This is a genomic window from Pseudomonas sp. LAP_36, from assembly GCF_019456785.1.
In the GTDB taxonomy this organism is placed as follows: Bacteria; Pseudomonadota; Gammaproteobacteria; order Pseudomonadales; family Pseudomonadaceae; genus Aquipseudomonas; species Aquipseudomonas tritici.
Map to the genome: position 1 here is coordinate 143,948 of NZ_JAHZMS010000005.1, position 25,586 is coordinate 169,533.

22 protein-coding genes and 1 pseudogene are annotated in these 25,586 nt (G+C 59.5%); 13 read left to right on the top strand and 10 right to left on the bottom strand.

Translation table 11 applies throughout. From position 1 onward, the window contains the following. Positions 1 to 78 precede the first annotated feature (78 nt). Together JBO08_RS17815 and JBO08_RS17820 are read right to left on the bottom strand one after the other, a co-directional pair. On the bottom strand, positions 79 to 921 hold the full coding sequence (locus JBO08_RS17815) for a mechanosensitive ion channel family protein (protein ID WP_049711744.1): 843 nt from the start codon (positions 919 to 921) through the stop codon (positions 79 to 81). A 136-nt stretch (positions 922 to 1,057) separates the two neighbouring features. After that, positions 1,058 to 1,543 carry a YajQ family cyclic di-GMP-binding protein gene (locus JBO08_RS17820; protein ID WP_220074381.1) on the bottom strand — a complete coding sequence of 162 codons (486 nt, stop codon included), beginning with the start codon at positions 1,541 to 1,543 and terminating at the stop codon, positions 1,058 to 1,060. A 123-nt stretch (positions 1,544 to 1,666) separates the two neighbouring features. Here JBO08_RS17820 and JBO08_RS17825 point away from each other — a divergent pair, with 123 nt between their 5' ends. From JBO08_RS17825 to JBO08_RS17835, 3 genes are read left to right on the top strand one after another with little or no spacing between them, the layout of a single operon-like run. Next, positions 1,667 to 2,584 carry a putative 2-dehydropantoate 2-reductase gene (locus JBO08_RS17825; protein WP_065880995.1) on the top strand — a complete coding sequence of 306 codons (918 nt, stop codon included), beginning with the start codon at positions 1,667 to 1,669 and terminating at the stop codon, positions 2,582 to 2,584. A gap of 46 nt (positions 2,585 to 2,630) precedes the next feature. After that, positions 2,631 to 4,649 (top strand): ATP-binding protein, encoded by a 2,019-nt coding sequence (locus JBO08_RS17830; protein WP_065880993.1) that lies wholly within the window; start codon positions 2,631 to 2,633, stop codon positions 4,647 to 4,649. A gap of 19 nt (positions 4,650 to 4,668) precedes the next feature. Next, positions 4,669 to 5,247, top strand: coding sequence for a cob(I)yrinic acid a,c-diamide adenosyltransferase (locus JBO08_RS17835; protein ID WP_065873602.1), 579 nt, complete (start codon positions 4,669 to 4,671; stop codon positions 5,245 to 5,247). Positions 5,248 to 5,372: 125 nt separating this feature from the next. On the opposite strand, the gene JBO08_RS17840 is transcribed toward JBO08_RS17835, so the two are convergent. The 3 genes from JBO08_RS17840 to secA form a co-directional block, all read right to left on the bottom strand. Then, positions 5,373 to 6,317 carry a Nudix family hydrolase gene (locus JBO08_RS17840; protein WP_220074382.1) on the bottom strand — a complete coding sequence of 315 codons (945 nt, stop codon included), beginning with the start codon at positions 6,315 to 6,317 and terminating at the stop codon, positions 5,373 to 5,375. Between the two features lie 20 nt (positions 6,318 to 6,337). Further along, positions 6,338 to 7,555 (bottom strand): bifunctional glutamate N-acetyltransferase/amino-acid acetyltransferase ArgJ, encoded by a 1,218-nt coding sequence (gene argJ, locus JBO08_RS17845; protein ID WP_065889944.1) that lies wholly within the window; start codon positions 7,553 to 7,555, stop codon positions 6,338 to 6,340. 123 nt (positions 7,556 to 7,678) lie between these two features. Further along, on the bottom strand, positions 7,679 to 10,414 hold the full coding sequence (gene secA, locus JBO08_RS17850; protein ID WP_065873605.1) for a preprotein translocase subunit SecA: 2,736 nt from the start codon (positions 10,412 to 10,414) through the stop codon (positions 7,679 to 7,681). Positions 10,415 to 10,719: 305 nt separating this feature from the next. Here secA and JBO08_RS17855 point away from each other — a divergent pair, with 305 nt between their 5' ends. Then, positions 10,720 to 11,175, top strand: a complete 456-nt coding sequence (locus tag JBO08_RS17855; protein WP_065873606.1) for a DUF721 domain-containing protein — start codon at positions 10,720 to 10,722, stop codon at positions 11,173 to 11,175. A 4-nt stretch (positions 11,176 to 11,179) separates the two neighbouring features. Here the strand turns inward: JBO08_RS17855 and JBO08_RS17860 are convergent, their stop codons facing one another. Continuing rightward, the gene (locus JBO08_RS17860) at positions 11,180 to 12,658 is read right to left on the bottom strand and encodes a helicase HerA-like domain-containing protein (protein WP_065873638.1); all 1,479 of its coding nucleotides are present in this window, start codon (positions 12,656 to 12,658) and stop codon (positions 11,180 to 11,182) included. A gap of 203 nt (positions 12,659 to 12,861) precedes the next feature. Here JBO08_RS17860 and JBO08_RS28485 point away from each other — a divergent pair. Both JBO08_RS28485 and JBO08_RS28490 read left to right on the top strand, forming a co-directional pair. Then, positions 12,862 to 13,893: pseudogene (locus tag JBO08_RS28485) on the top strand (cache domain-containing protein); the annotation flags it as partial. Positions 13,894 to 13,986: 93 nt separating this feature from the next. Continuing rightward, on the top strand, positions 13,987 to 14,751 hold the full coding sequence (locus JBO08_RS28490) for a methyl-accepting chemotaxis protein (RefSeq protein WP_371905447.1): 765 nt from the start codon (positions 13,987 to 13,989) through the stop codon (positions 14,749 to 14,751). 13 nt (positions 14,752 to 14,764) lie between these two features. Here JBO08_RS28490 and JBO08_RS17870 read toward each other — a convergent pair whose 3' ends face one another. Continuing rightward, positions 14,765 to 14,935, bottom strand: coding sequence for a hypothetical protein (locus JBO08_RS17870; protein ID WP_175403015.1), 171 nt, complete (start codon positions 14,933 to 14,935; stop codon positions 14,765 to 14,767). 86 nt (positions 14,936 to 15,021) lie between these two features. Continuing rightward, positions 15,022 to 15,870, bottom strand: coding sequence for a formyltetrahydrofolate deformylase (gene purU, locus JBO08_RS17875; RefSeq protein WP_065873608.1), 849 nt, complete (start codon positions 15,868 to 15,870; stop codon positions 15,022 to 15,024). A gap of 349 nt (positions 15,871 to 16,219) precedes the next feature. Between purU and mvaT the strand changes: the two genes are divergently transcribed. Continuing rightward, positions 16,220 to 16,594: a histone-like nucleoid-structuring protein MvaT gene (gene mvaT, locus JBO08_RS17880; RefSeq protein WP_008432352.1), complete on the top strand. Its 375-nt coding sequence runs from the start codon at positions 16,220 to 16,222 to the stop codon at positions 16,592 to 16,594. A gap of 92 nt (positions 16,595 to 16,686) precedes the next feature. On the opposite strand, the gene sbcB is transcribed toward mvaT, so the two are convergent. Then, positions 16,687 to 18,114 (bottom strand): exodeoxyribonuclease I, encoded by a 1,428-nt coding sequence (sbcB, locus tag JBO08_RS17885; RefSeq protein WP_220074383.1) that lies wholly within the window; start codon positions 18,112 to 18,114, stop codon positions 16,687 to 16,689. Positions 18,115 to 18,281: 167 nt separating this feature from the next. Between sbcB and JBO08_RS17890 the strand changes: the two genes are divergently transcribed. The 6 genes from JBO08_RS17890 to JBO08_RS17915 are packed head-to-tail and all read left to right on the top strand — an operon-like array spanning position 18,282 to position 24,964. Beyond that, a complete protein-coding gene (locus tag JBO08_RS17890) occupies positions 18,282 to 18,974 on the top strand; it encodes an RDD family protein (protein WP_065873610.1) in 693 nt (230 codons plus the stop codon). Then, positions 18,971 to 19,951: a stage II sporulation protein M gene (locus JBO08_RS17895; protein WP_065873639.1), complete on the top strand. Its 981-nt coding sequence runs from the start codon at positions 18,971 to 18,973 to the stop codon at positions 19,949 to 19,951. The genes JBO08_RS17890 and JBO08_RS17895 overlap by 4 nt, the downstream gene beginning before the upstream one ends. Continuing rightward, positions 19,938 to 21,467 carry a DUF4129 domain-containing protein gene (locus JBO08_RS17900; protein ID WP_220074384.1) on the top strand — a complete coding sequence of 510 codons (1,530 nt, stop codon included), beginning with the start codon at positions 19,938 to 19,940 and terminating at the stop codon, positions 21,465 to 21,467. The genes JBO08_RS17895 and JBO08_RS17900 overlap by 14 nt, the downstream gene beginning before the upstream one ends. Then, positions 21,464 to 22,633, top strand: a complete 1,170-nt coding sequence (locus JBO08_RS17905; RefSeq protein ID WP_065873612.1) for a DUF4350 domain-containing protein — start codon at positions 21,464 to 21,466, stop codon at positions 22,631 to 22,633. The genes JBO08_RS17900 and JBO08_RS17905 overlap by 4 nt, the downstream gene beginning before the upstream one ends. After that, positions 22,630 to 23,625, top strand: a complete 996-nt coding sequence (locus tag JBO08_RS17910) for a MoxR family ATPase (RefSeq protein WP_065880982.1) — start codon at positions 22,630 to 22,632, stop codon at positions 23,623 to 23,625. Before JBO08_RS17905 ends, JBO08_RS17910 begins: the two co-directional genes overlap by 4 nt. A 7-nt stretch (positions 23,626 to 23,632) precedes the next feature. Next, positions 23,633 to 24,964: a DUF58 domain-containing protein gene (locus JBO08_RS17915; protein ID WP_065880981.1), complete on the top strand. Its 1,332-nt coding sequence runs from the start codon at positions 23,633 to 23,635 to the stop codon at positions 24,962 to 24,964. A 61-nt stretch (positions 24,965 to 25,025) separates the two neighbouring features. On the opposite strand, the gene JBO08_RS17920 is transcribed toward JBO08_RS17915, so the two are convergent. Beyond that, positions 25,026 to 25,385: a PilZ domain-containing protein gene (locus JBO08_RS17920; RefSeq protein WP_065873615.1), complete on the bottom strand. Its 360-nt coding sequence runs from the start codon at positions 25,383 to 25,385 to the stop codon at positions 25,026 to 25,028. Positions 25,386 to 25,586: the final 201 nt, after the last annotated feature.

Genomic DNA, 25,586 nt, shown 5'->3' on the forward strand with positions numbered 1-25,586 from the left:
CTAGCAAGCTAACTAACTAGATTAACACCAGCACCTTGAACCTGACCTAATGGCCAAGTCCACGGTTATTGCTCGACATTACTTAGCGGCGGTTTCCTGCATTACACGAATAACGCGCTGCGGAAACGGAATATCAATCCCCGCCGCTTTCAAACGGTCACGTGCCAGTTCATTGAACAGGAACATCACATCCCAGTAATCCGACGTCTTCGTCCAGCAGCGCAAGGACACAGTGATTGAGCTGTCACCCAGGGTTGAAACCACGGCCACAGCTTCCGGGTCCGCCAGCACGCGCGGATCCTTCGCCAGTTCCAGCAGCACTTCGCGGGCTTTCTGCAGGTCAGCGTCATAGTCCACACCTACGTCAAACACCACCTTGCGAGTCGGCTGGCGATTGGTATTGGTAATGATGCCGTTGGACAGGATGCCGTTAGGTACGATTACCGTCTTGTTGTCGCCGGTACGCAGCACAGTGTGGAAGATCTGGATGCTGTCGACGGTACCCGAGGTGCCCTGAGCTTCGATCCAGTCACCAATACGGAACGGACGGAACAACAGAATCAATACGCCGCCGGCAAAGTTGGCCAGGCTGCCTTGCAACGCCAGGCCGATGGCCAGGGTAGCGGCACCGATCGCAGCAACGAACGAGGTGGTCGCCACGCCGATCATTGAGGCCACGCTGACAATCAGCATGACTTTGAGCGCAATGTTCGCCAGGCTGGTGACGAAGTGCTGCAGTGCCAGGTCCGCGTTACGGATGGCCAGCAAACGTCCCACTCGGTGGGTAAATACGTTGATCAGCCACCAACCAATGGCCAGGGTGATGACAGCGAGCAATACCCGGCTGCCGTATTCCATGATCATCGGGATCCACGACTGTGAGGTCTTGATCAAGTGATCCATTTCAGCGTTCAAATCCATCTACATTCTCCTGGTTACCGGATGTTCGGCGTATTCGGTGGCCACCAATGCAATTGAGCCCCGTAGGGCTCAAGAGCAGGCGTAGGTTTATGGGGCGTGGGACGTCAAAAACGCCCGCTGGTTCCCCAATGTGCCATCAGTCGCGGAAGTTATTGAACTGCAGCGGCATATCGAACGTATTGGCACGCAAGGCCGCAATGGCCTCTTGGAGGTCGTCACGCTTCTTGCCAGTGATACGCACCTGCTCACCCTGGATGGCGGCCTGGACTTTCAGCTTGGCGTCCTTGACGTGGGCCACGATCTTCTTCGCCAGCTCCTTATCGATGCCTTCCTTGAGCACGGCTTCCTGCTTCATCAACTTGCCGGAGGCGTAGGCGTCCTTGATTTCAAGGCATTGCGCATCGATCTTGCGCTTGACCAGCGACAGCTTGAGGATTTCGATCATCGCTTCCAGCTGGAAATCGGCTTCAGCGGTCAGGTTGACGGTCAGTTCCTTTTCCTTGAATTCGAAGCTGCCCTTGCCTTTCAAGTCATAGCGGCGATCCAGCTCCTTGACGGCGTTCTCGACGGCGTTGGTGACTTCGTGTTTGTCCAGTTCGGATACCACGTCGAACGAAGGCATGTCATTTCTCCAATATAAGGGGCGGGCTCAGTAGAGATGGGGCGCGCCCGAGCTAAAATGCCGGAGCATTATAGCGGTTCTTTCGCCCCGTTCACTGTGAGCGACCCTACGGAGCACAAACTGATGTCGACCACCTGGCATATTCTCGGCGCTGGCAGCCTGGGCACACTCTGGGCCACTCGCCTGGCGCGCGCGGGCGTGCCCGTAAGGTTGATCCTGCGCGACGAGGCACGCCTGGCCAGTTATCAGGCTGCCAAGGGGCTGACCCTGGTAGAACAGGGCGTCGAACACACCTACCCGGTGATCGGCGAAATACCCGACAGCCCCGAACCGATTCACCGCCTGCTAGTGGCATGCAAAGCCTACGACGCCCAAGACGCTGTCGCACAGTTGCAACATCGGCTGACACCCGATGCCGAGCTGATCCTGTTGCAGAACGGCCTTGGCAGCCAAGACGCAGTGGCCGCGCAACTGCCCCAGGCTCGCTGCATCTTTGCCTCCAGCACCGAAGGCGCATTTCGCGATGGCGACTGGCGCGTGGTGTTCGCCGGCCATGGCTACACTTGGCTGGGCGATGTAAGCCACCCTACCCCGCCACTTTGGCTCGATGATTTGAACGCTGCCGGCATCCCCCACGATTGGAGCACCGATATCCTCACGCGGCTGTGGCGCAAATTGGCACTCAATTGTGCGATCAACCCACTGACGGTGCTGTACCAGTGCCGCAATGGGGAACTGCAAGCCCATCACTGCGAAGTCGCCACCCTTTGCGCCGAACTGGGTGAACTGCTGGAATGCTGCGGCCAACCCGCTGCGGCGCAGGACCTGCAGCACGAAGTAGAAAGGGTAATCCACGCCACGGCCGCCAATTACTCCTCCATGTTCCAGGACGTGGCTGCCGGCCGACGCACCGAAATCAGCTATCTATTGGGCTATGCTTGCCAGGCGGCCACCCGTCATCAGTTGAGCCTGCCGCATTTGCAACAGCTGCAAGTACGCCTGGTCGAGCAGTTACTTGCACGCGGATTGCCCCGCGACTGAGCCACGCGCTACCCTGCCCGTCTGTCTATTACCTGGGAAAACCCTGATGCCGCTGCGCCAGCGTCTTGAAAACCTACCGGTCGGGCAGAAACTGCTGGCCGCCCTGCTGGTGCTGCTGACCACCGTCTTGCTGGTGGCCAACCTGACTTTTATCAGCGCCGCCTACTGGATCTCCCAGGAAAGCATGGCGCCCCAGGCGTTGCAGGCCATTGGCCGCCTGGTGTCCAACCCCGCGCTCGCCGCCGAGGCCCTTGAGTCGCCCGCGAAAGCTGACGCCTTGCTCAATGAGCTGACCAGCTATTCCCCCCTGCGTGCCGCCGCCCTGTACGACGGTGCTGGTAACCTCTTGGCGCAGATGCAACACGGCGACCGTCTGCACCTGCCGGACCACTACCGGCATATCGAAGCCTGGCGTGTCACCGAGTTTCGCAGCAACCAGATCATCACCCTGCCCCGTGCGGGCCAGCCGTCCGGGCATCTGTTGCTGGTGGCCAGCAGTGAGTTGCCGGTGGCGTTCTATACCGGCACGCTCACGGCCAGCCTGGGTATCCTGATTTTTAGCGTGCTGCTGTGGCTGGTCATTGCCCGCCAGATCAAACGCCTGATCACCCGGCCGATCCATGAACTGGAAGAACTCTCGCGCCAAGTCACCCGCGAAGAGAACTACGCCCTGCGTGCCGGCCGTGGCAATCACGATGAAATCGGCAGCCTGGCCGAAGCCTTCAACACCATGCTGTCGCGTATCGAAGCGCGCGAGCAGCAACTCAAGCGTGCGCGGGACGACTCCCAGGCCGCCTACGACCAAGCCCAGGGCCTGGCCGAAGAAACGCGCCACACCAATCGCAAGCTCGAACTGGAAGTTCAGGTTCGCAGCAAGATCGAGAAAAAGCTCACCGGGTTTCAGAACTATCTGAACAGCATCATCGACTCGATGCCCTCGGCGCTGATCGCCCTGGATGAACAGCTCTACGTCACCCAATGGAACCAGGAGGCCAGCGCCCTCTCCGGTACGCGCCTGGATGAAGCCCTGAACCAGCCGATCTACCTGGCCTTCCAGCCGCTCAAACCGTACCTGCCGCAGATCAGGGCAGCCGTCGAACAGCACACCGTGGAGCGCATCGAGCGCGTCACCTGGTTCAAGGACGATGAACCCAAGCATTACGCCTTGACCTTCTACCCGCTGATGGGCGGTGCCGGGCGTGGCGTGGTGATCCGTATCGATGACATCACCCAGCGCCTGTCCCTGGAAGAAATGATGGTGCAGTCGGAAAAAATGCTGTCTGTGGGTGGCCTGGCCGCTGGTATGGCCCATGAGATCAACAACCCGCTGGGGGCGATCCTGCATAACGTGCAGAACATCCGCCGCCGCTTGTCTCCCGACCTGCCCAAGAACCTGGAGCACGCTGAACAGGCTGGCATCGAACTGGATACGGTCAACCGCTATCTCGAAGGCCGCGAAGTGCCGCAGCTGCTCGATGGTATTCAGCAGGCCGGAGCGCGGGCGGCGAAGATCGTCACCCATATGCTCAGTTTCAGCCGCCGTAGCAACCGGCAAATGGCGCCTTGCGATTTGCCGGCGCTGATCGACCAAGCCGTGGAAATCGCCGGTAACGACTTCGACCTGGCCATCGGCTTTGACTTCAAGGGCCAGGCGATCACCCGCCAGTTCGACCCCCAACTGGGCCCGGTTCCGGGCACCGCCAACGAGTTGGAACAGGTGCTGCTCAACCTGCTGAAAAATGCCGCCCAGGCCATCCACCTGCGTGCAGACGGTAGCGAGCCGGGTCGCATTATCCTGCGTACCCGCCTCAACCCGCCGTGGGCAGAGATCCAGGTGGAAGACAACGGCATCGGCATGAGCGAGAACGTGCGTAAGCGCACCTTCGAACCGTTCTTTACCACCAAGGAAATCGGCCAGGGCACCGGGCTTGGGCTGTCGGTGTCGTATTTCATCATCACCAACAACCACAAGGGCCAGATGGAGGTGCACTCCACCCTCGGCCAAGGCACCTGCTTCACCCTGCGCCTACCCTTGGCCGGCAGCCAACTGCCCCCTACGAATTGAACCAACTGGAGCACTGACCATGGGCTTTCGCCTGTCGAAGATCTACACCCGTACCGGCGACAAAGGCGAAACCGGCCTCGGCGACGGCCGCCGCGTCCCCAAGGACCACCCGCGCATAGAGGCGATTGGCGAAGTCGACTCGCTCAACAGTCAGCTCGGGTTGCTGTTGGCCTATCTCGAAGGACTGGGCGGACAGCATCCGGGCCTGCAAGACGTGATCGAGGTGCTGAGCCCTTGCCAGCATCGGTTGTTCGATCTGGGGGGCGAGTTGGCGATGCCGGAGTACAAGGCGTTGAATGCAGCGGAAGTGGACCGGCTGGAAGCTGCGATTGATCGCTGGAATGAGGACGTGGGGCCGCTGGAGAACTTCATCCTGCCCGGTGGCTCAGCGCTGATCGCCCAGGCCCATGTATGCCGCAGCCTGGCGCGCAGTGCGGAGCGGCGGTGTCAGCACCTGAATGCGGTAGAGCCGTTGGAAGGGGTTGGGTTGGCGTATATCAATCGGCTATCGGATTTGTTGTTTGTGGCGGCGCGGGTGATTGCCAAGCGTCAGGGTGTTGCTGAGGTGTTGTGGCAGGCCGCGGCCAAGCCTCATTAATTATGAGGCGTCTGACCTGACGCCTTCGCGAGCAAGCCCGCTCCCACATTTGACTGCATTCCAAAGGTGGAACCCGGTCAACTGTGGGAGCGGGCTTGCTCGCGAAGAGGCCCGTCAGAACCCCATCAAACTTCCGGCCAAAACGCCCTGATCCCAGCGACACCTTGAGCCCCAGCCTCCCAAGCTTTTTCCCGCTCAGCAGGCCCAACCCCACCCAACAGAAATACCGGTTTGCTGAACCCGCTGATCAACTCAGCCGCCTGCTCCCAACCCAACGGCTGTGCATCAGGATGAGTCTGCGTCGGCTGCACTGGCGACAGCGTGACAAAATCCACGTCCATCATTTGCGCCAACGCCAGCTCTTCAGCGTTGTGGCACGAAGCCGCCAGCCAGCGATCCTTCGGCAGTGGGCGGCCCTTGCTCGCGTATTTACGCAGTTGCGCCGCCGTCATGTGCCAGCCGGCTGCAGGAAAGTCCCCCAACCATTCAAACGGTCCCTTGAGCATCAGCTGGGCCTTGCCCGCACACAAACCCACCGCATCCACCGCAAGATCGCGGTATTTGGGGTCGTAGCCGTTGGGTGCGCGCAGTTGAACCAGCTTGATGCCGCCGGCGATGGCTTGCTGGATACCGCGCAACAGTGTCGGGGTTTCCAGCTCGCCAGGGGTGATCAGGTATTCAGCAGGCAAACGCGCAGCCGCCACAATCGGAGCATTGGCTGCCGGGAACTCATAGTTGAGCAGATCCCGAGGGGCAACCCATTCCAGCGGCTGCCCTTCGGCGCCGTGAGGTTCGCCGGTAAAGGCCGAGACTTCCCAGACATCCAGCAACACCTGCTTGTCCGGGTAATCATGCTGCACCTTGATCAGCGGCCGCGCCGTGGTGACCTGGATGCCCAGCTCTTCCTGCAATTCGCGGGTCAGCGCACTGGCGACCGATTCATCAGCCTCCACCTTGCCACCGGGAAACTCCCAGAGGCCGCCCTGATGCTGGGTATCGGCGCGGCGCGCGAGCAGGATCCTGCCGTCGACACCGCGGATTACCGCTGCTGCTACATGCACTCGTTTCACCGCGCTTTTCCTCTCTGCGATCAGGTACGGTATTCCGCGTTGATCTTCACGTATTCGTGGGACAGGTCGGTGGTCCAGATGGTTTCGCTGCACTCGCCGCGACCCAGCTCGATGCGGATGGTGATTTCTTCCTGCTGCATCACCGCCGAGCCTTGGGCTTCGGTGTAGGTCTCGGCGCGGGCGCCACGGCTGGCAATGCACACATCACCGAGGAACACGTCGATCTTGCTCACGTCCAGGTCTGGCACGCCAGCACGGCCGACTGCCGCCAGGATACGGCCCCAGTTAGGGTCAGAGGCGAACAATGCGGTCTTGATCAGTGGCGAGTGAGCCACGGTGTAACCGACATCCAGGCATTCCTGGTGGTTGCCGCCGCCGTTGACTTCAACCGTCACAAACTTGGTCGCGCCCTCGCCGTCACGCACGATGGCCTGGGCCACGTCCATGCACACTTCGAACACGGCCTGCTTCAACGCCGCGAACAGCGGGCCGCTGGCCTCGGTGATTTCCGGCAGGTTGGCTTGGCCGGTGGCGATCAGCATGCAGCAGTCGTTGGTCGAGGTATCGCCATCGATGGTGATGCGGTTGAACGACTTGTTGGCGCCGTCCAGGATCAAGCTGTGCAGCACATCGCGAGAGACTTTGGCGTCGGTGGCGATGTAACCGAGCATGGTGGCCATGTTCGGGCGGATCATGCCCGCGCCCTTGCTGATGCCCGTCACGGTGACGGTCACGCCGTCGTGCACGAACTGGCGGCTCGCGCCTTTTGGCAGGGTGTCGGTGGTCATGATGCCGGTAGCCGCTGCCGCCCAGTTATCCACAGACAGGTCATCGAGTGCGGCTTGCAGTGCGCCTTCGATTTTTTCCACGGGCAGCGGCTCACCGATTACGCCAGTGGAGTACGGCAGCACTTGGCTGGCGTCGACGCCGGTCAATTGGGCCAGCTTGGCGCAGGTGCGCGCGGCGGCCACCAGGCCCGGCTCGCCGGTGCCGGCGTTGGCATTGCCGGTGTTGGTCAGCAAGTAACGGATGGTTCCAGCCACGCGTTGCTTGGCCAGGATCACCGGCGCGGCACAGAACGCATTGAGGGTGAATACCCCGGCGACGGTCGAGCCTTCGGCGCAACGCATCACCACCACATCCTTGCGCCCCGGGCGCTTGATGCCGGCCGAAGCGATACCCAGTTCAAAACCGGCAACCGGGTGCAATGTGGGCAAAGGACCAAGACCAACAGCCATGAATGCGCTCCTTAAAAATGGGTGATGTCTGTACCGTCATGATCGACGGCGAAATTAATGGCAAAACGCCGCGACGGCAGAGGCCGGTCGCGGCGCAGGGTGTTGCAGCGTCAGGCGGAAATCTTATTCGATCTGGCCGTGGCAGTGTTTGAACTTCTTGCCCGAACCGCAATAGCACAGCTCGTTGCGACCCAGCTTCTGGTCGTTGCGAACCGGGGTTTGAGCCAGCGCCACATCAATCTCTTCGCCCAGTACTTCAGGGGCTTCCAGACCTGGCGCCTCGTCATGCTGGAACTGCATGCGTGCCGCCAGTGCCTCGGCCTCCTGGCGCAGGCGGGCTTCTTCCTCGATCGGGTCTTCGCGACGCACCTGAACGTGGGACAGCACGCGGATCGAATCGCGCTTGATCGAATCCAGCAGTTCGGAGAACAACGTGAACGACTCGCGCTTGTACTCCTGCTTCGGGTTCTTCTGGGCGTAGCCACGCAGGTGGATGCCGTGACGCAGGTGGTCCATGGTCGACAGGTGGTCTTTCCACAGGTCGTCCAGCACGCGCAGCACGATTTGCTTCTCGAACGTGCGCAGTGCTTCGGCACTCGCCTGCTCTTCTTTCTCGTTGTACGCAGCCAGCAGCTCGGTCATGAGCTTCTCGCGCAGGGTCTCTTCGTAGAGGTGATCGTCTTCGTCCAACCACTGCTGAACCGGCAACTCGACACCGAAGTCGTTCTTCAACGCGGCTTCCAGGCCGGCAACATCCCACTGCTCTGGCAGGGATTGTGGCGGGATGTGAGCGCTGACGGTGGCATTGAGCACGTCCTGACGGAAGTCAGCAATGGTCTCGCCAATGTTGTCGGCGGCCAGCAACGTGTTACGCATGTGATAGATCACTTTACGCTGCTCGTTGTTGACGTCATCGAACTCGAGCAGTTGCTTACGAATATCGAAGTTACGCCCTTCAACCTTGCGCTGTGCCTTCTCGATGGCATTGGTCACCATGCGGTGCTCAATCGCTTCACCGGACTGCATGCCCAGGGCCTTCATGAAGTTCTTCACGCGGTCCGAGGCGAAGATGCGCATCAGGCTGTCTTCCAGCGACAGGTAGAAGCGGCTGGAACCGGCGTCACCCTGACGACCAGCACGACCACGCAACTGGTTGTCGATACGGCGCGATTCGTGACGCTCGGAGGCGATTACCTGCAAGCCACCGGACTCCAGCACGGCCTGGTGGCGTTTCTGCCAATCCGCCTTGATCTGTGCGATCTGCTCTGGAGTCGGGTCTTCCAGCGAAGCCACTTCCACTTCCCAGTTACCGCCCAACAGGATGTCGGTACCACGACCGGCCATGTTGGTGGCGATGGTCAGCGCGCCTGGGCGACCGGCCTGGGCGATGATCTCGGCTTCTTTTTCGTGGAACTTGGCGTTGAGGACCTTGTGCTCGATACCTTCCTTGTTGAGCAGGTTGGACACGTGCTCGGAAGTTTCGATGGTGGCGGTACCCACCAGGATCGGACGACCCTGGGCCATGCCATCCTTGATGTCGTTGATGATTGCCGCGTATTTCTCTTCGGCAGTCAGGAACACCAGGTCGTTGAAGTCTTTACGCGCCAGCGGCTTGTTCGGCGGGATAACGACGACCGACAGGCCATAGATCTGGTGGAATTCGAACGCTTCAGTGTCAGCCGTACCGGTCATGCCGGACAGTTTGTTGTACAGACGGAAGTAGTTCTGGAACGTGGTTGAGGCCAACGTCTGGCTTTCAGCCTGGATGTTGAGCACTTCCTTGGCTTCGATGGCCTGGTGCAGGCCTTCGGACAGACGACGACCCGGCATGGTACGACCGGTGTGTTCGTCAACCAGAACGACCTGGCCGTCCTGCACGATGTATTCAACGTTGCGATGGAACAGTTTGTGCGCGCGCAGACCGGCATACACGTGGGTCAACAGGCCCAGGTTGTGCGCCGAGTACAGGCTTTCGCCTTCGGCCAGCAGGCCGATCTGGGTGAGCATGTCTTCGACGAACTGGTGACCGGCTTCGTTGAGTTCGACCTGGCGGGTCTTCTCATCGATGGTGAAGTGACCTTCTTTGGTCACTACGCCTTCCACTTCTTCGATGTGCTGCTCCAGACGCGGGATCAACTTGTTGATCTCGGTGTACAGGCGCGAGCTGTCTTCGGCCTGGCCGGAGATGATCAGTGGGGTACGGGCTTCGTCGATCAGGATGGAGTCGACTTCGTCGATCACGGCAAAGTTGAGTTCGCGCTGGAATTTTTCTTCCATGCTGAACGCCATGTTGTCGCGCAGGTAGTCGAAACCGAATTCGTTGTTGGTGCCGTAGGTGATGTCGGCAGCGTAGGCGGCGCGCTTCTCTTCCGGCGGCTGGAACGGCGTTACCACGCCGACGGTCAGGCCAAGGAATTCATAGAGCGGGCGCATCCAGTTGGCGTCCCGGCGAGCCAGGTAGTCGTTCACCGTCACAACGTGCACGCCCTTGCCGGACAGTGCGTTGAGGTAAACGCCCAGGGTTGCCACCAGGGTCTTGCCTTCACCGGTACGCATTTCGGCAATCATGCCTTCATGCAAGGTCATGCCCCCGATCAACTGGACGTCGAAGTGGCGCATGCCCATGACACGCTTGCCGGCTTCGCGGGCGACCGCAAAGGCTTCGGGAAGCAGCTTGTCGAGGGTTTCACCTTTGGCTATGCGGGCCTTGAACTCTTCGGTCTTGGCGCGCAATTGCTCGTCCGAAAGGGCAACCATCTGCTCTTCGAAGGCATTGACCAGCTGCACCGTCTTGAGCATGCGTTTGACTTCGCGCTCATTCTTGCTTCCAAAAAGTTTCTTTAACAAAGGCGCAAACATATCGGCAGGTTCTTCCACACATAGGGATGGAGGGCGCACCGTGAGTGGCCCGAGCAGCCCTCACGGCCGCATGCGAACGCGCATTCTACCCGGATTCGTGGGTGAGGAAAGTGGCGTTGTTCCCCGATGCTGGTGCGGCGCTGTGAGAGGGCTTGTTTAAAATAAGGGCTTTTGCTGGAACTTCAACCCATGGAGCGAAGAAGTTACTGATTGATTTCACGCACAAAACCCCATGGAGGCATGGCCTGAGGGCATACAGGCGCTTTCTGCTAAGATGGCCGCTCTGTTACTTAAGGTGTCCAATAATGGCATTTCGCCCACTAACAGCCCGCGCGCCTGCCGTGTTGCTGCGCGAAGCCAAGCCGTTGAAAGCTATCTTTGGCCATGCACAACGCTTGGGCCATCTGCAACGCCTTCTCGAAAGCCAGCTGCAACCCGCCGCGCGCGAACACTGCCGCGTGGCGTCGTGGCGTGAGGGGAACCTGCTGCTTATTGTCACAGATGGCCACTGGGCAACGCGTTTGCGTTATCAGCAAAAACGCCTGCAGCGTCAATTGATGACCTTTGATGAGTTTGCTGGTTTGACGCGCATCCAATTCAAAGTACAACCGCCCACCCCCCTACCCGGCGTGGCGGGTCATACCCTGGACCTCTCGACAAATGCGGCCGAAACCATTCAGGCAACGGCCGACGGCATCAGCGACCCCGGCTTGCGCGCGGCGCTTGAGCGGTTGGCTGCCCATGCCAAGCCCAAACCCTGATTCGCTATTTGCGCTTGCTCCCGCCCAATAACGACCCCAACAAACCACGCACCAGTTGCCGGCCCATCTGATTGGCGGCTTGCTGCATCGCTGACTTCAGCGCCTTGCCCGCCGTCGTGCCGAGAAACGCCCCGGCCCTGTCGGTAAAGCTTGGCTCATCGGTGGCTGGCTTGGCCTCTTCGGTCGGCCCAAGCTCCTTGCGTGACATAAGCACTTCATAAGCGGATTCCCGATCGATCGGTTTGTCATACCGGCCCTGCAATGGCGAACTGGCGACCAAGGCAGCGCGCTCGGCTTCGCTGAGCGGCCCGATCCGTGATTGTGGCGGTGCGACCAGTACGCGCTGGACCACCTCCGGCGTGCCCTTTTCCTGCAAGGTGCCCACCAAAGCCTCACCCGTGCCCAGTTCGGTCAATACCGACAACGCGTCGAAGGCCGGGTTTGGCCGGAAGCCGTCCGCTACGGCGCGCAAAGATTTCTGTTCTTTAGTGGTAAACGCCCGCAGGCCATGCTGGATGCGCAGGCCGAGTTGGGCCAGTACGCTGTCCGGCAGGTCGCCTGGCGACTGGGTGACAAAATACACGCCAACGCCTTTCGAACGAATCAGCCGCACCACCTGCTCCAAACGCTCTTGCAACGCCTTGGGCGTGTCGGCGAACAGCAAATGCGCTTCGTCAAAAAACAGTGCGAGCAGCGGTTTGTCGGCGTCACCGCGCTCGGGCAGTTGCTCGAACAATTCCGCCAACAGCCACAGCAGGAACGTCGCGTATACCTTCGGCGCTTCGTGCACCAGGCGGCTGGCGTCCAGCAGGTGGATGCGCCCGCGCCCGTCGCTGGTGGGCTGCAGGATATCTTCCAATTGCAAGGCCGGCTCGCCAAACAAGGCTTCGGCGCCCTGCTGTTCCAACACCGCCAGGCGTCGTAACAATGCCTGGCTGGAACCCGTGGTCATCAGCGCTGCGTCTTCGCCCAGCAATTGCGGGTGATAGCGCAGATGGTTAAGCAGTGCTTTGAGGTCTTTGAGGTCCAGAAGCAACAGGCCTTCGCGATCCGCCACCTTGAAGGCGGCATAGAGCGCCGACTGCTGGCTGTCGGTAAGTTCCAGCAGGCTACCGAGCAACAACGGCCCCATTTCGCTGATGGTGGTGCGCAACGGATGGCCAGACTGCCCGTGGATGTCCCACAGCGTGACCGGATAAGCCTTGGCCGTGTAGTTCAGGAAAGGCATGCCGGCGATGCGCTCGGCGACCTTGCCTTGGGGGTTCGCCGCGGCGCCGAGGCCGCACAGGTCACCCTTGATGTCGGCAGCAAACACTGCCACGCCTGCATCACTGAAGGCTTCAGCCAGACGTTGCAACGTGACGGTCTTGCCCGTGCCGGTGGCGCCGGCGATCAACCCGTGACGGTTGGCCAGGCGCATGGCCTGGGCGATAGGCTGGCCAGAAAGGTCAGCACCGATAAGGAGTTGCGTGGAATCAGGCATTTCGTCACCCATGGTTAATCTTTAGTGTCGCCAGGTCGATACAGGCCTATGTGAGACCCACAAAGTCTAAAACAGGTCGGATAGTTCCTACAGTGACCCACAGAGCTATCACCCGAATTATTACACCTTTTTTGACGCTACCATTTTGCGTATCCCACGAGGACGCGCCTCGGATATTAAGACCATAGCGGACCCTACAAGCCATGAATAAAAATCTGCGCTTCAGCCATAAAATCCTGCTTGCAGCCTCCCTTATCGTCATCGCCGCTTTCGCGCTGTTTACCCTCTACAACGATTACCTGCAACGCAACGCGATTCGTGACGACCTCAACAACTACCTGCATGAAATGGGCGATGTCACCGCTAGCAACATTCAAACCTGGCTGACCGGGCGCATTGCACTGGTTGAAAACGCCGCGCAAAACATCGCTATCAACCCCGAGCCTGCCGCCGTTGCCAGCCTGCTGGAACAAAAAGCACTGACCTCTTCGTTCATGGCAACCTACGTCGGCGACAGCAAGGGCGCCTTCACCATCCGCCCCGACGCCAAGATGCCGGACGGCTTCGATCCGCGTGTGCGCCCTTGGTACAAAGGCGCCCAGAGCAGCAACGGTTCAACCCTGACCGAACCCTACATCGATGCCGCCACCGGCAAATTGATCATTTCCGTTGCCACCCCCAGCACCCAGGGCACCCAGAGCATCGGCGTGGTCGGTGGCGACCTGAGCCTGCAAACGCTGGTGGATAACATTGGCGCGCTGAACTTTGGCGGCATGGGCTATGCCTTCCTGGTCAGTGCCGATGGCAAAGTATTGGTACACCCGGACAAAAACCTGGTGATGAAGACCCTCGCCGACGTGTACCCGAAAAACACCCCGAAGATCAGCGCAGACTTCAGCGAAGTCGAGGCCAACGGCAAAGACGCTATCGTGACCTTCACACCGATCAAGGGACTGCCCTCGGTGAACTGGTACCTCGGCATCTCGGTAGATAAAGACAAATCCTTCGCCATGCTCAGCGAATTCCGCACTTCCGCGGTCATCGCTACGATCATTGCCGTGGTGATCATCATCGCCCTGCTCGGCATGCTGATCCGCGTGCTGTTGCAACCCTTGCATGTGATGACGCGCGCCATGCAGGACATAGCCGACGGCGAAGGCGACCTGACCCGTCGCCTGAGCATCCAGAACAATGATGAATTCGGCACGCTGGGTATCGCATTCAATCGGTTTGTGGAACGTATTCATACCTCGATCCGTGAAGTGTCTTCGGCCACCGAACAGGTCAATGAGGTGGCGCTGCGGGTCGTCAGCGCGTCCAATTCGTCGATGGTCAACTCCGACGAACAGGCCAATCGCACCAATAGCGTGGCGGCCGCCATCAACGAACTGGGCGCCGCCGCCCAGGAAATCGCGCGCAATGCTGCTCAAGCGTCGAGCCAGGCCAGCGACGCGCGACACTTGGCTGAAGACGGCCAGCAAGTGGTGGAGCGCAATATCAAGGCGATGAACCAACTGTCGGCGATGATCAGCGCCTCCAGCAGCAACATCGAAGCGCTCAATAGCAAGACGGTGAATATCGGGCAGATTCTTGAGGTGATCACCAGTATTTCCCAGCAAACCAACCTGCTGGCACTGAACGCCGCCATCGAAGCGGCCCGCGCAGGGGAAGCCGGACGTGGGTTTGCGGTGGTCGCGGACGAAGTGCGCAACCTGGCTCATCGCACCCAGGAATCGGCGCAACAAGTGCAAACGATGATTGAGGAACTGCAAATCGGCGCCCGGGATTCGGTCAGCACCATGAGTGAAAGCCAGCGTCACAGCCTCGACAGTGTGGACATCGCCAACCTGGCCGGTGAACGCTTGAACAGCGTGACCCAGCGTATCGGTGAGATCGATGGCATGAACCAGTCGGTCGCCACTGCCACTGAAGAACAAACCTCGGTGGTGGAGTCGATCAACATGGACATTACCGAGATCAACACCCTCAATCAGGAGGGCGTGGAAAACCTGCAGTCCACGCTGCGCGCCTGTGGCGACCTTGAGCGGCAAGCGTCACGATTGAAGCAATTGGTGGGCAGTTTCCGCATCTGATCCAGGCGGGCGATTACGCGTCCTCGGGCTCGGGCTTACCCTGCTCCTGCTCCCACAACTCGGCGGCACCGGGAAATTCGGTGCCGTCCTCACTGTCGAGGTCATCCGGGTCATATCGACTCAAACACCCTTCCCCCAGGGTCGCCGGGGCTTTTGACGTGGCTTTGTCCAGCGGGTCACTCATGACTCAATCCTCAACAACGCACAACGAAAAAGGGCCTGGAGCGATTTAACGCCCAGGCCCTTCATTCTTCAATCACAGCACGTCGGTCAGAACACGACCGTCTTGTTGCCGTGCACCAGCACGCGGTCTTCCAAGTGGTAACGCAGGCCACGGGCCAGGACCATCTTCTCGACATCACGGCCGAAACGCACCATGTCTTCAATGCTGTCGCTGTGGCTGACACGCACCACGTCCTGCTCGATGATCGGGCCGGCGTCCAGCTCTTCGGTGACGTAGTGGCAGGTCGCGCCGATCAACTTCACGCCGCGCAGGGAAGCCTGGTGGTACGGCTTGGCCCCTACGAAGGACGGCAGGAAGCTGTGGTGGATGTTGATCACCTTGCCAGCGTATTCGCGGCAGAGCTCCGGCGGCAGGATCTGCATGTAGCGCGCCAGCACCACAACGTCGGCCTCATGTTGCTTGACCAGACGCGAGACTTCAGCGAACGCCGGCTCCTTGTCCTGCGGGTTGACAGGCACGTGGTAATACGGGATGCCATGCCATTCAACCATGCTGCGCAGGTCATCATGGTTGGAAATCACGCAAGCGATCTCGCAGTCCAGCTCATCGCTGTGCCAGCGGTGCAGCAAATCAGCCAGGCAGTGGGATTCGCGGCTGGCCATCAATACCACACGTTTTTTCTGCTCGGTGTCAGTGATGTGCCAAGTCATCGAAAACTCTTCGGCGATCGGCGCAAACGCTTCGCGGAAGGCATCAAGACCAAAAGGCAGCGAGTCGGCACGAATCTCGTGACGCATGAAGAACCAACCGCTGAGATCGTCCGAGTGATGACTCGCTTCGGTGATCCAACCATTGTGGGAGGCCAGAAAGTTACTGACTTTGGCAACGATGCCGACCCGGTCCGGGCAAGCAATCACCAGCCGAAAAGTGCGCATTAGGGGGAAACTCCAGAACTTCACAAAGGCCGCCATTCTAGCCATTGCGCGAGAAAACTGCAGTATTCGTTGAGGCTTATTCTGATCGCTGGCCCGTACCATGCCCCTTAATAGCCTATGGTTTTACCACCTTTATATGAATCTACTGCGTTACCCTATGGGTGTTCCTCGCATTTCAAGCAGATTGTCTTAGGTTCACGCCCTAGTAATTAACTCGAATGCATAGCAATGCTACAAACATTCAAAGTAATTCACATAAATACGACCTTAAATGTTTACTTGGGGAAACCGCCTGACTATTATTGGGCCACTATCCCTGTCAATCAGCGCTCTACATAAGGTAGTCCACATGTCTCTGATCAACGAATACCGTGCCACCGAAGAAGCTATCAAAGAGCTGCAAGCCCGTTTGAAGAATCTGTCCCAAGACGACAAACTGCAAACCGAGCTGGAATTCGAAGGCAAATTGCGCACCCTGATGGGTGAATACTCCAAATCCCTGCGTGACATCATCGCGCTGCTGGATCCAGATTCGAAAGTTAAAGCACCGCGCGGCGCTGTAAAAACTACTGGCACCAAGCGCGCTCGCAAAGTCAAGCAATACAAAAACCCGCACAACGGTGAAGTGATTGAAACCAAAGGCGGCAACCACAAAACCCTGAAAGAGTGGAAAGCCAAGTGGGGCGGTGACGTGGTTGAAGGCTGGGCTACCCTGCTGGGCTAAGCTTCGCCAGGCCTCCTGCGCCTGATACGCAACACCTTAAAAACGCCAGCCTGCTGGCGTTTTTTATTGCCTGCCTGTTTTGTCAAAGTCGACTACAGGTTTACCTTGGCGGCCAGAGAGTCCGCATACTCCTGCCACTGCTCCAGTACCTCGGCCTGAAACGGCGTTGCACTAACGGCAAACTCTTGCCGAGCCTGCTTAAATGCCCCAAGGGTATTCGGCGCGCCCCACTGCGGGTCAGACAAACGTTGCTGACAGAAAAGTGTCCAGCGTTGTTGCTCCTCATTGTTCAAGGTATCGGGGAAGTTACGCGCGCGGTAGCGAAACAATAATTCAGGCAAACGCTGATCATCAAAAGGCCATTGCTGGCGAGCTAATTGCGCAGGCTCGGCCGTCCGGACTTGTTCGCATAAGCGCCGATCACGATCTCCGATAAAACCATCATAAAGCTGTTGCTCCGGGTCTGAACTCGGGACGAAATCATCTTCGGCGTAAATGATCGCCAACTTATCGCGCCAAAGTTCCTGTGCGTCAGCTAGCCGCAGCGCTCGTTCCTGATAGATATTCATATCCAAGTGCAAGCGTTCACGATCTTCAGCCCGTAGCACATTCAACGGGGCAACCACCGGGCAGCGGTTGATATGTACCAACTTGAGCGGTACCGGCAGCTCACCCTCGGCAAGATCGTCACGGCGGGTATAAAGGCGTTGGCGCAAGGCATCCGCATCAAGGTCCAGCAACCCTTGTGGATCAAGCCCAAGATCGCAGACGATCAATGCATTACGATTGCGCGGGTGCCACGCCAGCGGCAGCACCACCCCCAGGTAATGGCGCTCGGCGGAAAACCGCCCGGAGATATGCACCATCGGTTGCAGCAAGCGTACCTGGTCCATCACCCGTTGCTTGCTGCGCAGTTGAAACAACCATTCATACAGCTTGGGCTGCTTCTCACGGACCCGTCGAGCCAACGCAATCGTGGCGCGTACATCGGACAACGCATCATGAGCCTGGCCATGGTCGATACCGTTGGCTTCGGTCAGGCGCTCCAGCTTGAGCGTGACACGCCCATCCTGTTGCGGCCATTCAATACCTTCCGGGCGCAGGGCGTAGGCCGTGCGGACCACGTCGATCAAATCCCAACGACTGTTACCGCCCTGCCACTCCCGCGCGTAAGGGTCGAAAAAATTGCGGTACAGGCTGTAGCGCGTCATTTCATCGTCAAATCGCAAGGTGTTGTAGCCGGCGCCACAAGTACCCGGCGCGGCCAGTTCAGCATGCACTCGCGTCATGAAGTCGGCCTCGGCCAGGCCTTTTTCCGCGAGTATCGCGGGCGTGATACCGGTAATCGCGCAGGCGACGGGATGCGGCAGGATATCGTCGCTGGGCCGGCAGTAAAGATTGACCGGCGCGCCAATCTCATTGAGTTCAAAGTCCGTCCGGATGCCGGCTACCTGGAGTGGGCGATCGCTACGCGGGTTGATGCCGGTGGTTTCATAGTCGTACCAGAAAATGGAGGTCACGGGCTATTCCTGTACTGAAGATCGACAAAGTCTAGGCGCTGAACCGCGTCCGCGACCAGCACCAAGTGCACTGTACAAACATCCAGTAAAACCTTGAGTGGTTGCTTCCATCGCCGACACTGCTAGCATCCGTGTCTCCCAGCCTCTGCGCACTGCCAAGGATCGCGATGCCGTCAACCCCATTGGACACCCGCTACCAGATCGAAACCCCGGAGGGCATCGATCTGCCCCTGCGCCCGGCCGGCCTGGTGCCACGCGTGCTGGCCTTTGCCTTCGACCTTGGTTTGCGCGGGATCGTCATGGGCATTCTGCTGGTGCCATTGGCCTTGCTCGGCAACGTCGGCATCGGCCTGGGTTCGCTGCTGCTGTTCCTGATCAGTTGGTGGTACATGGTGCTGTTCGAAGTACTCAACCAGGGCTGCTCACCCGGCAAACAGGTCATGGGGCTGCGTGTCGTCCAAGATGATGGCACTCCGGTTGGCTGGTCCGCATCACTGATCCGTAACCTGCTGCGGTTTGTCGACATGCTGCCATTCGGCTACTTTCTCGGCGCGATCAGTTGCCTGCAACACCCTCACTTCAAGCGCCTAGGTGACTTGGCCGCCGGCACACTGGTGATCTACCGGGAACAGCCGTTGGTGCGCCCTCAAATCCCGCAAGCGGCGGCCTTGCGCCTGCCCTTCGCCCTGGATTTGAGTGAACAGCGGGCCATCCTTGGCTTCGCGGAACGTCAGGGTGAACTGTCCACCGAACGCGTTCATGAGTTGGCCTCGATTCTCGCCGCGCCCTTGCAGGTATCCCCGGCTCGCGCCGTGGAGCAACTCAATGGTGTGGCCCGTGGCCTATTGGGGCCGACATGAAACAGAGCCTTTTCGAAAGCCGCTACCAGCCTCAATGGCAAGCCTTTGCCGAACACCTGAAACAGTTGGAGCAAGGCAAGGCCAAAGCCAGTGACGTGGCCGACTTCCCCCATCAATACCGACGATTGTGCCAACACCTGGCCCTGGCCCAGGCGCGCGGCTACAGCAGCTATCTGGTAGATCCGTTGCAACAACTGGCCCTGCGCGGCCACCAACAGCTCTACCGGCATCGCAGCCAATTGGCGGCAAATGTGCTGGGGTTCGTACTCGCCGATTTTCCTCGGTTGGTGCGGGAACAATGGCGTTTCGTACTGATCGCCAGCCTGCTGTTTTTTGGCAGCCTGGTAGGTATCGCGCTCTTGGTCTACCTGTTCCCCGACTTGATTTATAGCGTCGTCAGCCCGCAGCAAGTGGCCGAGATGCAGGGCATGTATGACCCCGACGCCAGCCGCCTGGGCCGCGCCGCCGAGCGTGCGTCAAGCGAAGACTGGATGATGTTCGGCTACTACGTGATGCACAACACCGGTATTGCGTTCCAGACGTTCGCCGCCGGTTTATTGTTCGGGCTGGGCAGTGTGTTCTTTCTGATTTTCAACGGCCTGGTCATCGGTGCAGTCTCCGGGCACCTGACTGAAATCGGCTACGGGCAGACCTTCTGGTCATTCGTCATAGGCCATGGTGCATTCGAGCTGACAGCAATCGCACTCGCCGGTGCCGCAGGCTTGCAACTGGGCTGGGCGATGATCGCTCCCGGGCAATTGACCCGTGGCGAATCATTGCGGCGGGCAGCGCGCAAGAGCGTGCAGATGTTGTGCGGTGTCATGATATTCCTGCTGATCGCTGCCTTTATCGAAGCTTATTGGTCGTCCACCACCGCCATCGCCCCTTGGGTCAAATACTTGGTGGGCGCTGCTCTGTGGCTGCTGGTGGCGGCTTACCTGGGCTTTGCCGGAAGGACTCGCCATGCGCCTGAGTGATGCAAGCGTGGTAATCCGCCCACGTACTGCCTGGGAAGCCATGGACCTTGGCGTATTGATGGCCCGCGAATATCGCCTGCTACTGATGGGCAGTTGGGCGCTGGTGAGCCTGCCAGTGTTCGTCTTACTGACTGCACTGCTGTGGCAGTACCCGTCTACTGCACTATTCGTGTTCTGGTGGCTCAAACCGGCCTTTGACCGTTTGCCGCTTTACATCCTGTCCAAGGCCTTGTTTGGCGAAACACCCAGCATCAAGCAGGCCGTGCACGAGTGGCCGAAACTGCTGAAAGGCCAGCTGCTGGCCAGCCTGACCTGGCGGCGACTCAGCCTGAGCCGCAGCTTTGTGATGCCGGTGAGTCAACTCGAAGGCCTGAATGGCCCGGCACGCCAAAAACGCCTGGGCGTGCTGCAGCAACGTAACGCAGGAGCCGCACGTTGGTTGACAACCATCGGGGTGCACCTGGAAATCGGCCTGTGGTTTGGTTGCATGGCACTGCTCTATCTGTTCATTCCCCAGAACGTCGAGATGGATTGGGACTGGCAACGTCTGGCACTGGCGACAAGCTCGGAAAAATTGTGGCTGGAACACCTGAGTAACGCGTTCTATGCCTTGATCCTGGTGTTTTGGGAGCCCATCTATGTCGCCTGCGGTTTCAGCCTTTACCTTAACCGCCGCACCGTACTCGAGGCCTGGGACCTGGAACTGGCGTTCCGACGCCTTCGTCAGCGCCTGAGCAGCGTAGCGCCGCTATTATTACTGATAATAGGGCTGACGCTTCTGCCATTCAGCCCACCCGCCATGGCCGATGCTTCCAACCCCGCCAAGCCACTGAACACCCAGGACGCGAGCCAATCCATCAAGTCGCTGCTGGATAAGCCTCCCTTCAAAAATCCGGAAACCGTAACCCGCTATCGCTTTGGCGAAGACAAGACCCCTGTTAAAAATAAGGCTCACAGCGACGGTAAACTCCCGGACTGGTTGAAGGCGCTGCTGAACAACCTCAACAGCAATACCTTCAAGCACATCGCCCAGGGCTTGGAGGTACTGTTATGGGGACTGCTGATCGGCGTCTTGATCATGCTGGCATGGCGTTATCGCGAATGGTTGAGCACGTTTGTAAGCCGGCGCGGGCCGCGCAAGCCCAACGTCATGAAACCCGTGCCGACACAATTATTCGGTCTCGAACTGGGCACCGAAACCTTGCCCGACGACGTTGCCAGCGCCGCCGAGCACCTATGGGCCACCCAACCAAGGGAAGCCCTCGGCCTGCTGTACCGAGGCCTGTTAAGCCGACTGCTGCATGATTTCAATCTGCCGCTTAAAAGCGCTGACACAGAAGGCCAGGTCCTGGCGCGCGTGCACCAGCTGCAACAACCGCAGCTGCTGGCCTTCAGTGACGAATTGACCCGACATTGGCAAAACCTTGCCTACGGCCATCACCTTCCCCCCCTTTCAGCCCAGCAAAAACTCTGCAGTGATTGGCGCACCCTGTTCAGCTCGGGGAACGCCTCATGAACCGGCCTTTGATATGGGTGGGATTATTGCTGGCGTGCCTGCTTGGCGCGGGTGGTTACTTCGTGTGGAGCAAGGCGATCCCCTACGACGAAGTGGTGGATCGCGGCCCTTCTCCAGAAGCCCTGGCGAACCCCTACCTGGCGGCAGAACACTTTCTGAGCCAACAAGGCCTGGCCGTGGACCATGCCAACAGCGTGGAACGGTTGACGACGCTGCCCGCCAAGGGCCACAGCCTGTTATTGCTTGGCGAGCGCAGCAACATGTCACCACGCCAGGTAGAGCAACTGCTGGCTTGGGCCAAATCCGGCGGCCATCTGTTACTGGTGGCCGAGGCGCTGTGGGATGAAGAGACTGGCAAAAGCGGCGACCTGCTGCTCGATCGCCTGGATATCCACCAGGCCTTGAGTGATGAACCTGAAGAGCTTGCGCCTACCGAGAAGAAGCCTCTCAAAAAGAAAGCCCCGGACCTGACCAAACTCTACGTCGACAATGAAACCGCACCGGCTTATTTCAGTTTCGACACGGACTTCAACCTTACCGACCCCAAGCACCTGGCTCAATTTTCTGCCAACAGCGCAAGGTCGAGCCACCTGATGCAACTCGACCTTGGGAGAGGCCGCGTCACGGTGATCACCGACAGTGACCTATGGAAAAACCCGAGTATTGGTAGGCACGACAATGCCTGGCTGCTGTGGTATCTGACCCAGGGCACAGCCGTGACCCTGCTGTTCAACAGTGACTTCGACGACTTGTTTACCCTGCTGGTGCGGTACTTCCCCCAGGCCCTGGTCGCACTCATTGCCCTGGTCGCCCTGGCACTGTGGCGGGCCGGGATGCGTCAAGGCCCGATCCAGTCTCCCCCACCCAACGCACGCCGCCAGTTGCAGGAACACCTGAAAGCCAGCGCCGACTTCCTGCTGCGCCGCAGTGGCCAAGGCACGCTGCTGCGTGCCCTGCAGCGCGATGTCTTGCGTGCCGCCCGGCGTCGTCACACCGGTTTTGAACACCTCGACAATGCAGAACAGTGGCGGGTACTTGAACACCTGACGCACCAACCCTCTCACGTCATCAGCCAGGCCCTTGGCCCACTTCCGGCAAAACGGCTTTCCAGCGCCGATTTCAGCCGGCAGGTGGCGTGCCTGCAAACCCTCAGGAATGCCCTATGAGCGAAATTCCAAGCGCCACTGCCCTGACCAGCGAAACCTTGCAGCGTGCCAGCGGGCAAGCCCAGGCTCTACGCACTGAATTGCGCAAGGCAGTGATTGGCCAGGACCAGGTGATCGACGATGTCCTGACCGCACTGATCGCCGGCGGCCACGTGCTGCTCGAAGGGGTGCCAGGGCTGGGCAAAACCCTGCTGGTACGCGCCCTCGCACGCTGCTTTGATGGCGATTTCGCGCGTATCCAGTTCACCCCGGACCTGATGCCCAGCGATGTCACCGGCCACGCCGTGTATGACCTGCACACCGAGCAATTCAAATTGCGCAAAGGCCCGGTGTTCACCCACTTGTTGCTGGCCGACGAAATCAACCGCGCCCCGGCCAAGACCCAGGCGGCCTTGCTTGAGGCCATGCAGGAACGGCAAGTCACCCTTGAAGGCGAGGCGCTGCCTATCGGCCAACCGTTCATGGTACTGGCGACCCAGAACCCCATCGAACAGGAAGGCACCTACCCCCTACCGGAAGCGGAACTGGATCGTTTTATGCTCAAGGTGCGCATGGATTATCCCGACGCGCAGCAGGAGCTGGACATGGTGCGCGAAGTCACGCGCTCGTCCCGGGCCGACATGCTGGATGTACACCCATTGCGCACCGTGTTGCAGGCCGAGGACGTGCTGCAACTGCAGCGGATTGCCAGTGAACTGGCCCTAGATGAACAGGTGCTCGACTATGCCGTGCGCCTGGCGCGCGCCACCCGTAGTTGGCCGGGGCTGACCATCGGCGCCGGGCCGCGGGCCTCCATCGCCCTGGTGCGTGGCGCGCGTGCTCGCGCCCTGTTGCGCGGTGGTGAATTCGTCACCCCGGACGACATCAAGGGATGCGCCTTGGCGGTACTGCGTCATCGGGTGCGTATAGCGCCAGAGTTGGACATCGACGGGCTGGAGGTCGACCAGGTGCTCAAGCAAATGCTCGATCAGATTCCGGCGCCCCGGCAATGACTCGCCCATGAAACCGACCCGTCTGCTGCTGAACTGGCTCGGCGTATTGCTGGGCTTGGGCATATTGCTGGGCACCGCAACGGCGTTGCAGTTCAAGGTGCCCGACACCTTGCACTCAATCGCATGGGGGTTGCTTCTTGCACTGTTGCTGCTGGCTACGCTGGATGCGATGCGTATGCGTCGACGCCCATCCCCCCGCGTGCAACGACAGATGCCCGGCAGCCTGGCGCTCGGAAGGTGGGGCGAAGTACGCCTGGCCTTGGAGCATGACTTCCCACAGCCACTGACGGTGCAGGTATTCGATCATGTCCCCGACGGATTGAGTGTCGAGAACATGCCCCAGTCCATAGCGCTGCGCCCCGGTGAAAGCAGTGAGCTGGGTTATCGCCTTCGCCCTTTGCGGCGCGGGCATTTCAGTTTCAGCCACTGTGAAATTCAGCTGCCCAGCCCGATGGGCCTGTGGTCGGCGCGGCGAATTATCGAAGTGAGCGATGCCACACGCGTCTACCCGGATTTCGCCCGACTGTACGGCGCGCAATTGCTGGGGGTGGACAACTGGCTGAGCCAACTGGGTGTACGTCAACGTCAACGACGTGGATTGGGGCAGGAGTTTCATCAACTGCGCGAGTTTCGCGACGGTGACAGCCTAAGGCAGATCGATTGGAAGGCCACCGCCCGACAGCGCACGCCCATCGCCCGCGAATATCAGGATGAGCGCGACCAACAGATCGTGTTCATGCTTGATTGTGGACGACGCATGCGTAGCCAGGATGACGAGCTGTCGCATTTTGACCACGCCCTCAATGCCTGCCTGTTGCTCAGCTACGTTGCCTTGCGCCAGGGGGATGCGGTGGGCCTGTGCACCTTTGCCGGTGAACAGCCACGCTACCTGGCACCGGTCAAGGGCAGCGGCCAGCTGAACCTATTACTCAACGCCGTGTACGACCTCGATACCACCCGACGGACTGCCGATTACCAGACCGCGGCAAGTGATTTGCTGGCTCGACAAAAGCGGCGCGCGTTGGTGATCGTGGTGACCAACCTGCGCGATGAGGACGATGAGGCACTGCTGACTGCAGTCAAGCGTATCAGCCGCCAGCACAGGGTGCTGGTCGCCAGTTTGCGCGAGGAGGTACTCGATCAACTGCGCCAAGCGCCCGTGCAAACCTTGCCTGAAGCCTTGGCCTACAGCGGCACCATCGACTACCTGAATACCCGCGACGAATTGCATGACCGCCTCGCCGCCCAAGGCCTATCCGTATTGGACACCTTGCCGTGTGAACTGGGACCGGCTCTGGTGACACGTTACCTGGGCTGGAAGAAAGCGGGTGTGCTCTGAAAGGAGCACGCGCACACGGCAGGGACACTCCCCCCCAAACCTGGTAGACAATGCACTGTGTCTAGGCCGAAGCCTGCAAGGGATCAAAACTGAAGTAGTGCAGCAACACGTTGATCAGTTGCCCATATTCCTCGGGAGCGTGGAGCACACTGAAACCTGAATCGTACTGCTGCGGGTTGATATCCTCGTGGCTCCACAGGCAGGTTGCTGTCAGATCGATTGGATGGAAGGTGCCGTCAGCATTGGGAATCTTCAAGCGCAGCTCGAAGTCCACGTCGACCATCATGGGCAATTGGCTGATTAACATCAGCCCATCTTCCGAGACATTGCCCAAGAAGCCGATGGGCTTATCGGTGCGCCGGTTAAACACTTGCAGAAAGTAAGGCAACTGATGCCGCTCAATCCGTCGGTCGGTAAACATGGTGAGATCGCCATCCAATGGCCATGACTGCGGCCGTGCCAGTGATTCGGAACGAGAAAACCGCTCGCTCTCCCTGGATCTCGGTGCGACAACAGGCAATATTTGCCGCTGGACGGCCGCCGAGTCCGGACCTGCATTCGTTTGAATAGAAACTTGTACAAACGAACATCCAAAGGATAGCTCAAGACTGACAACGGGCCA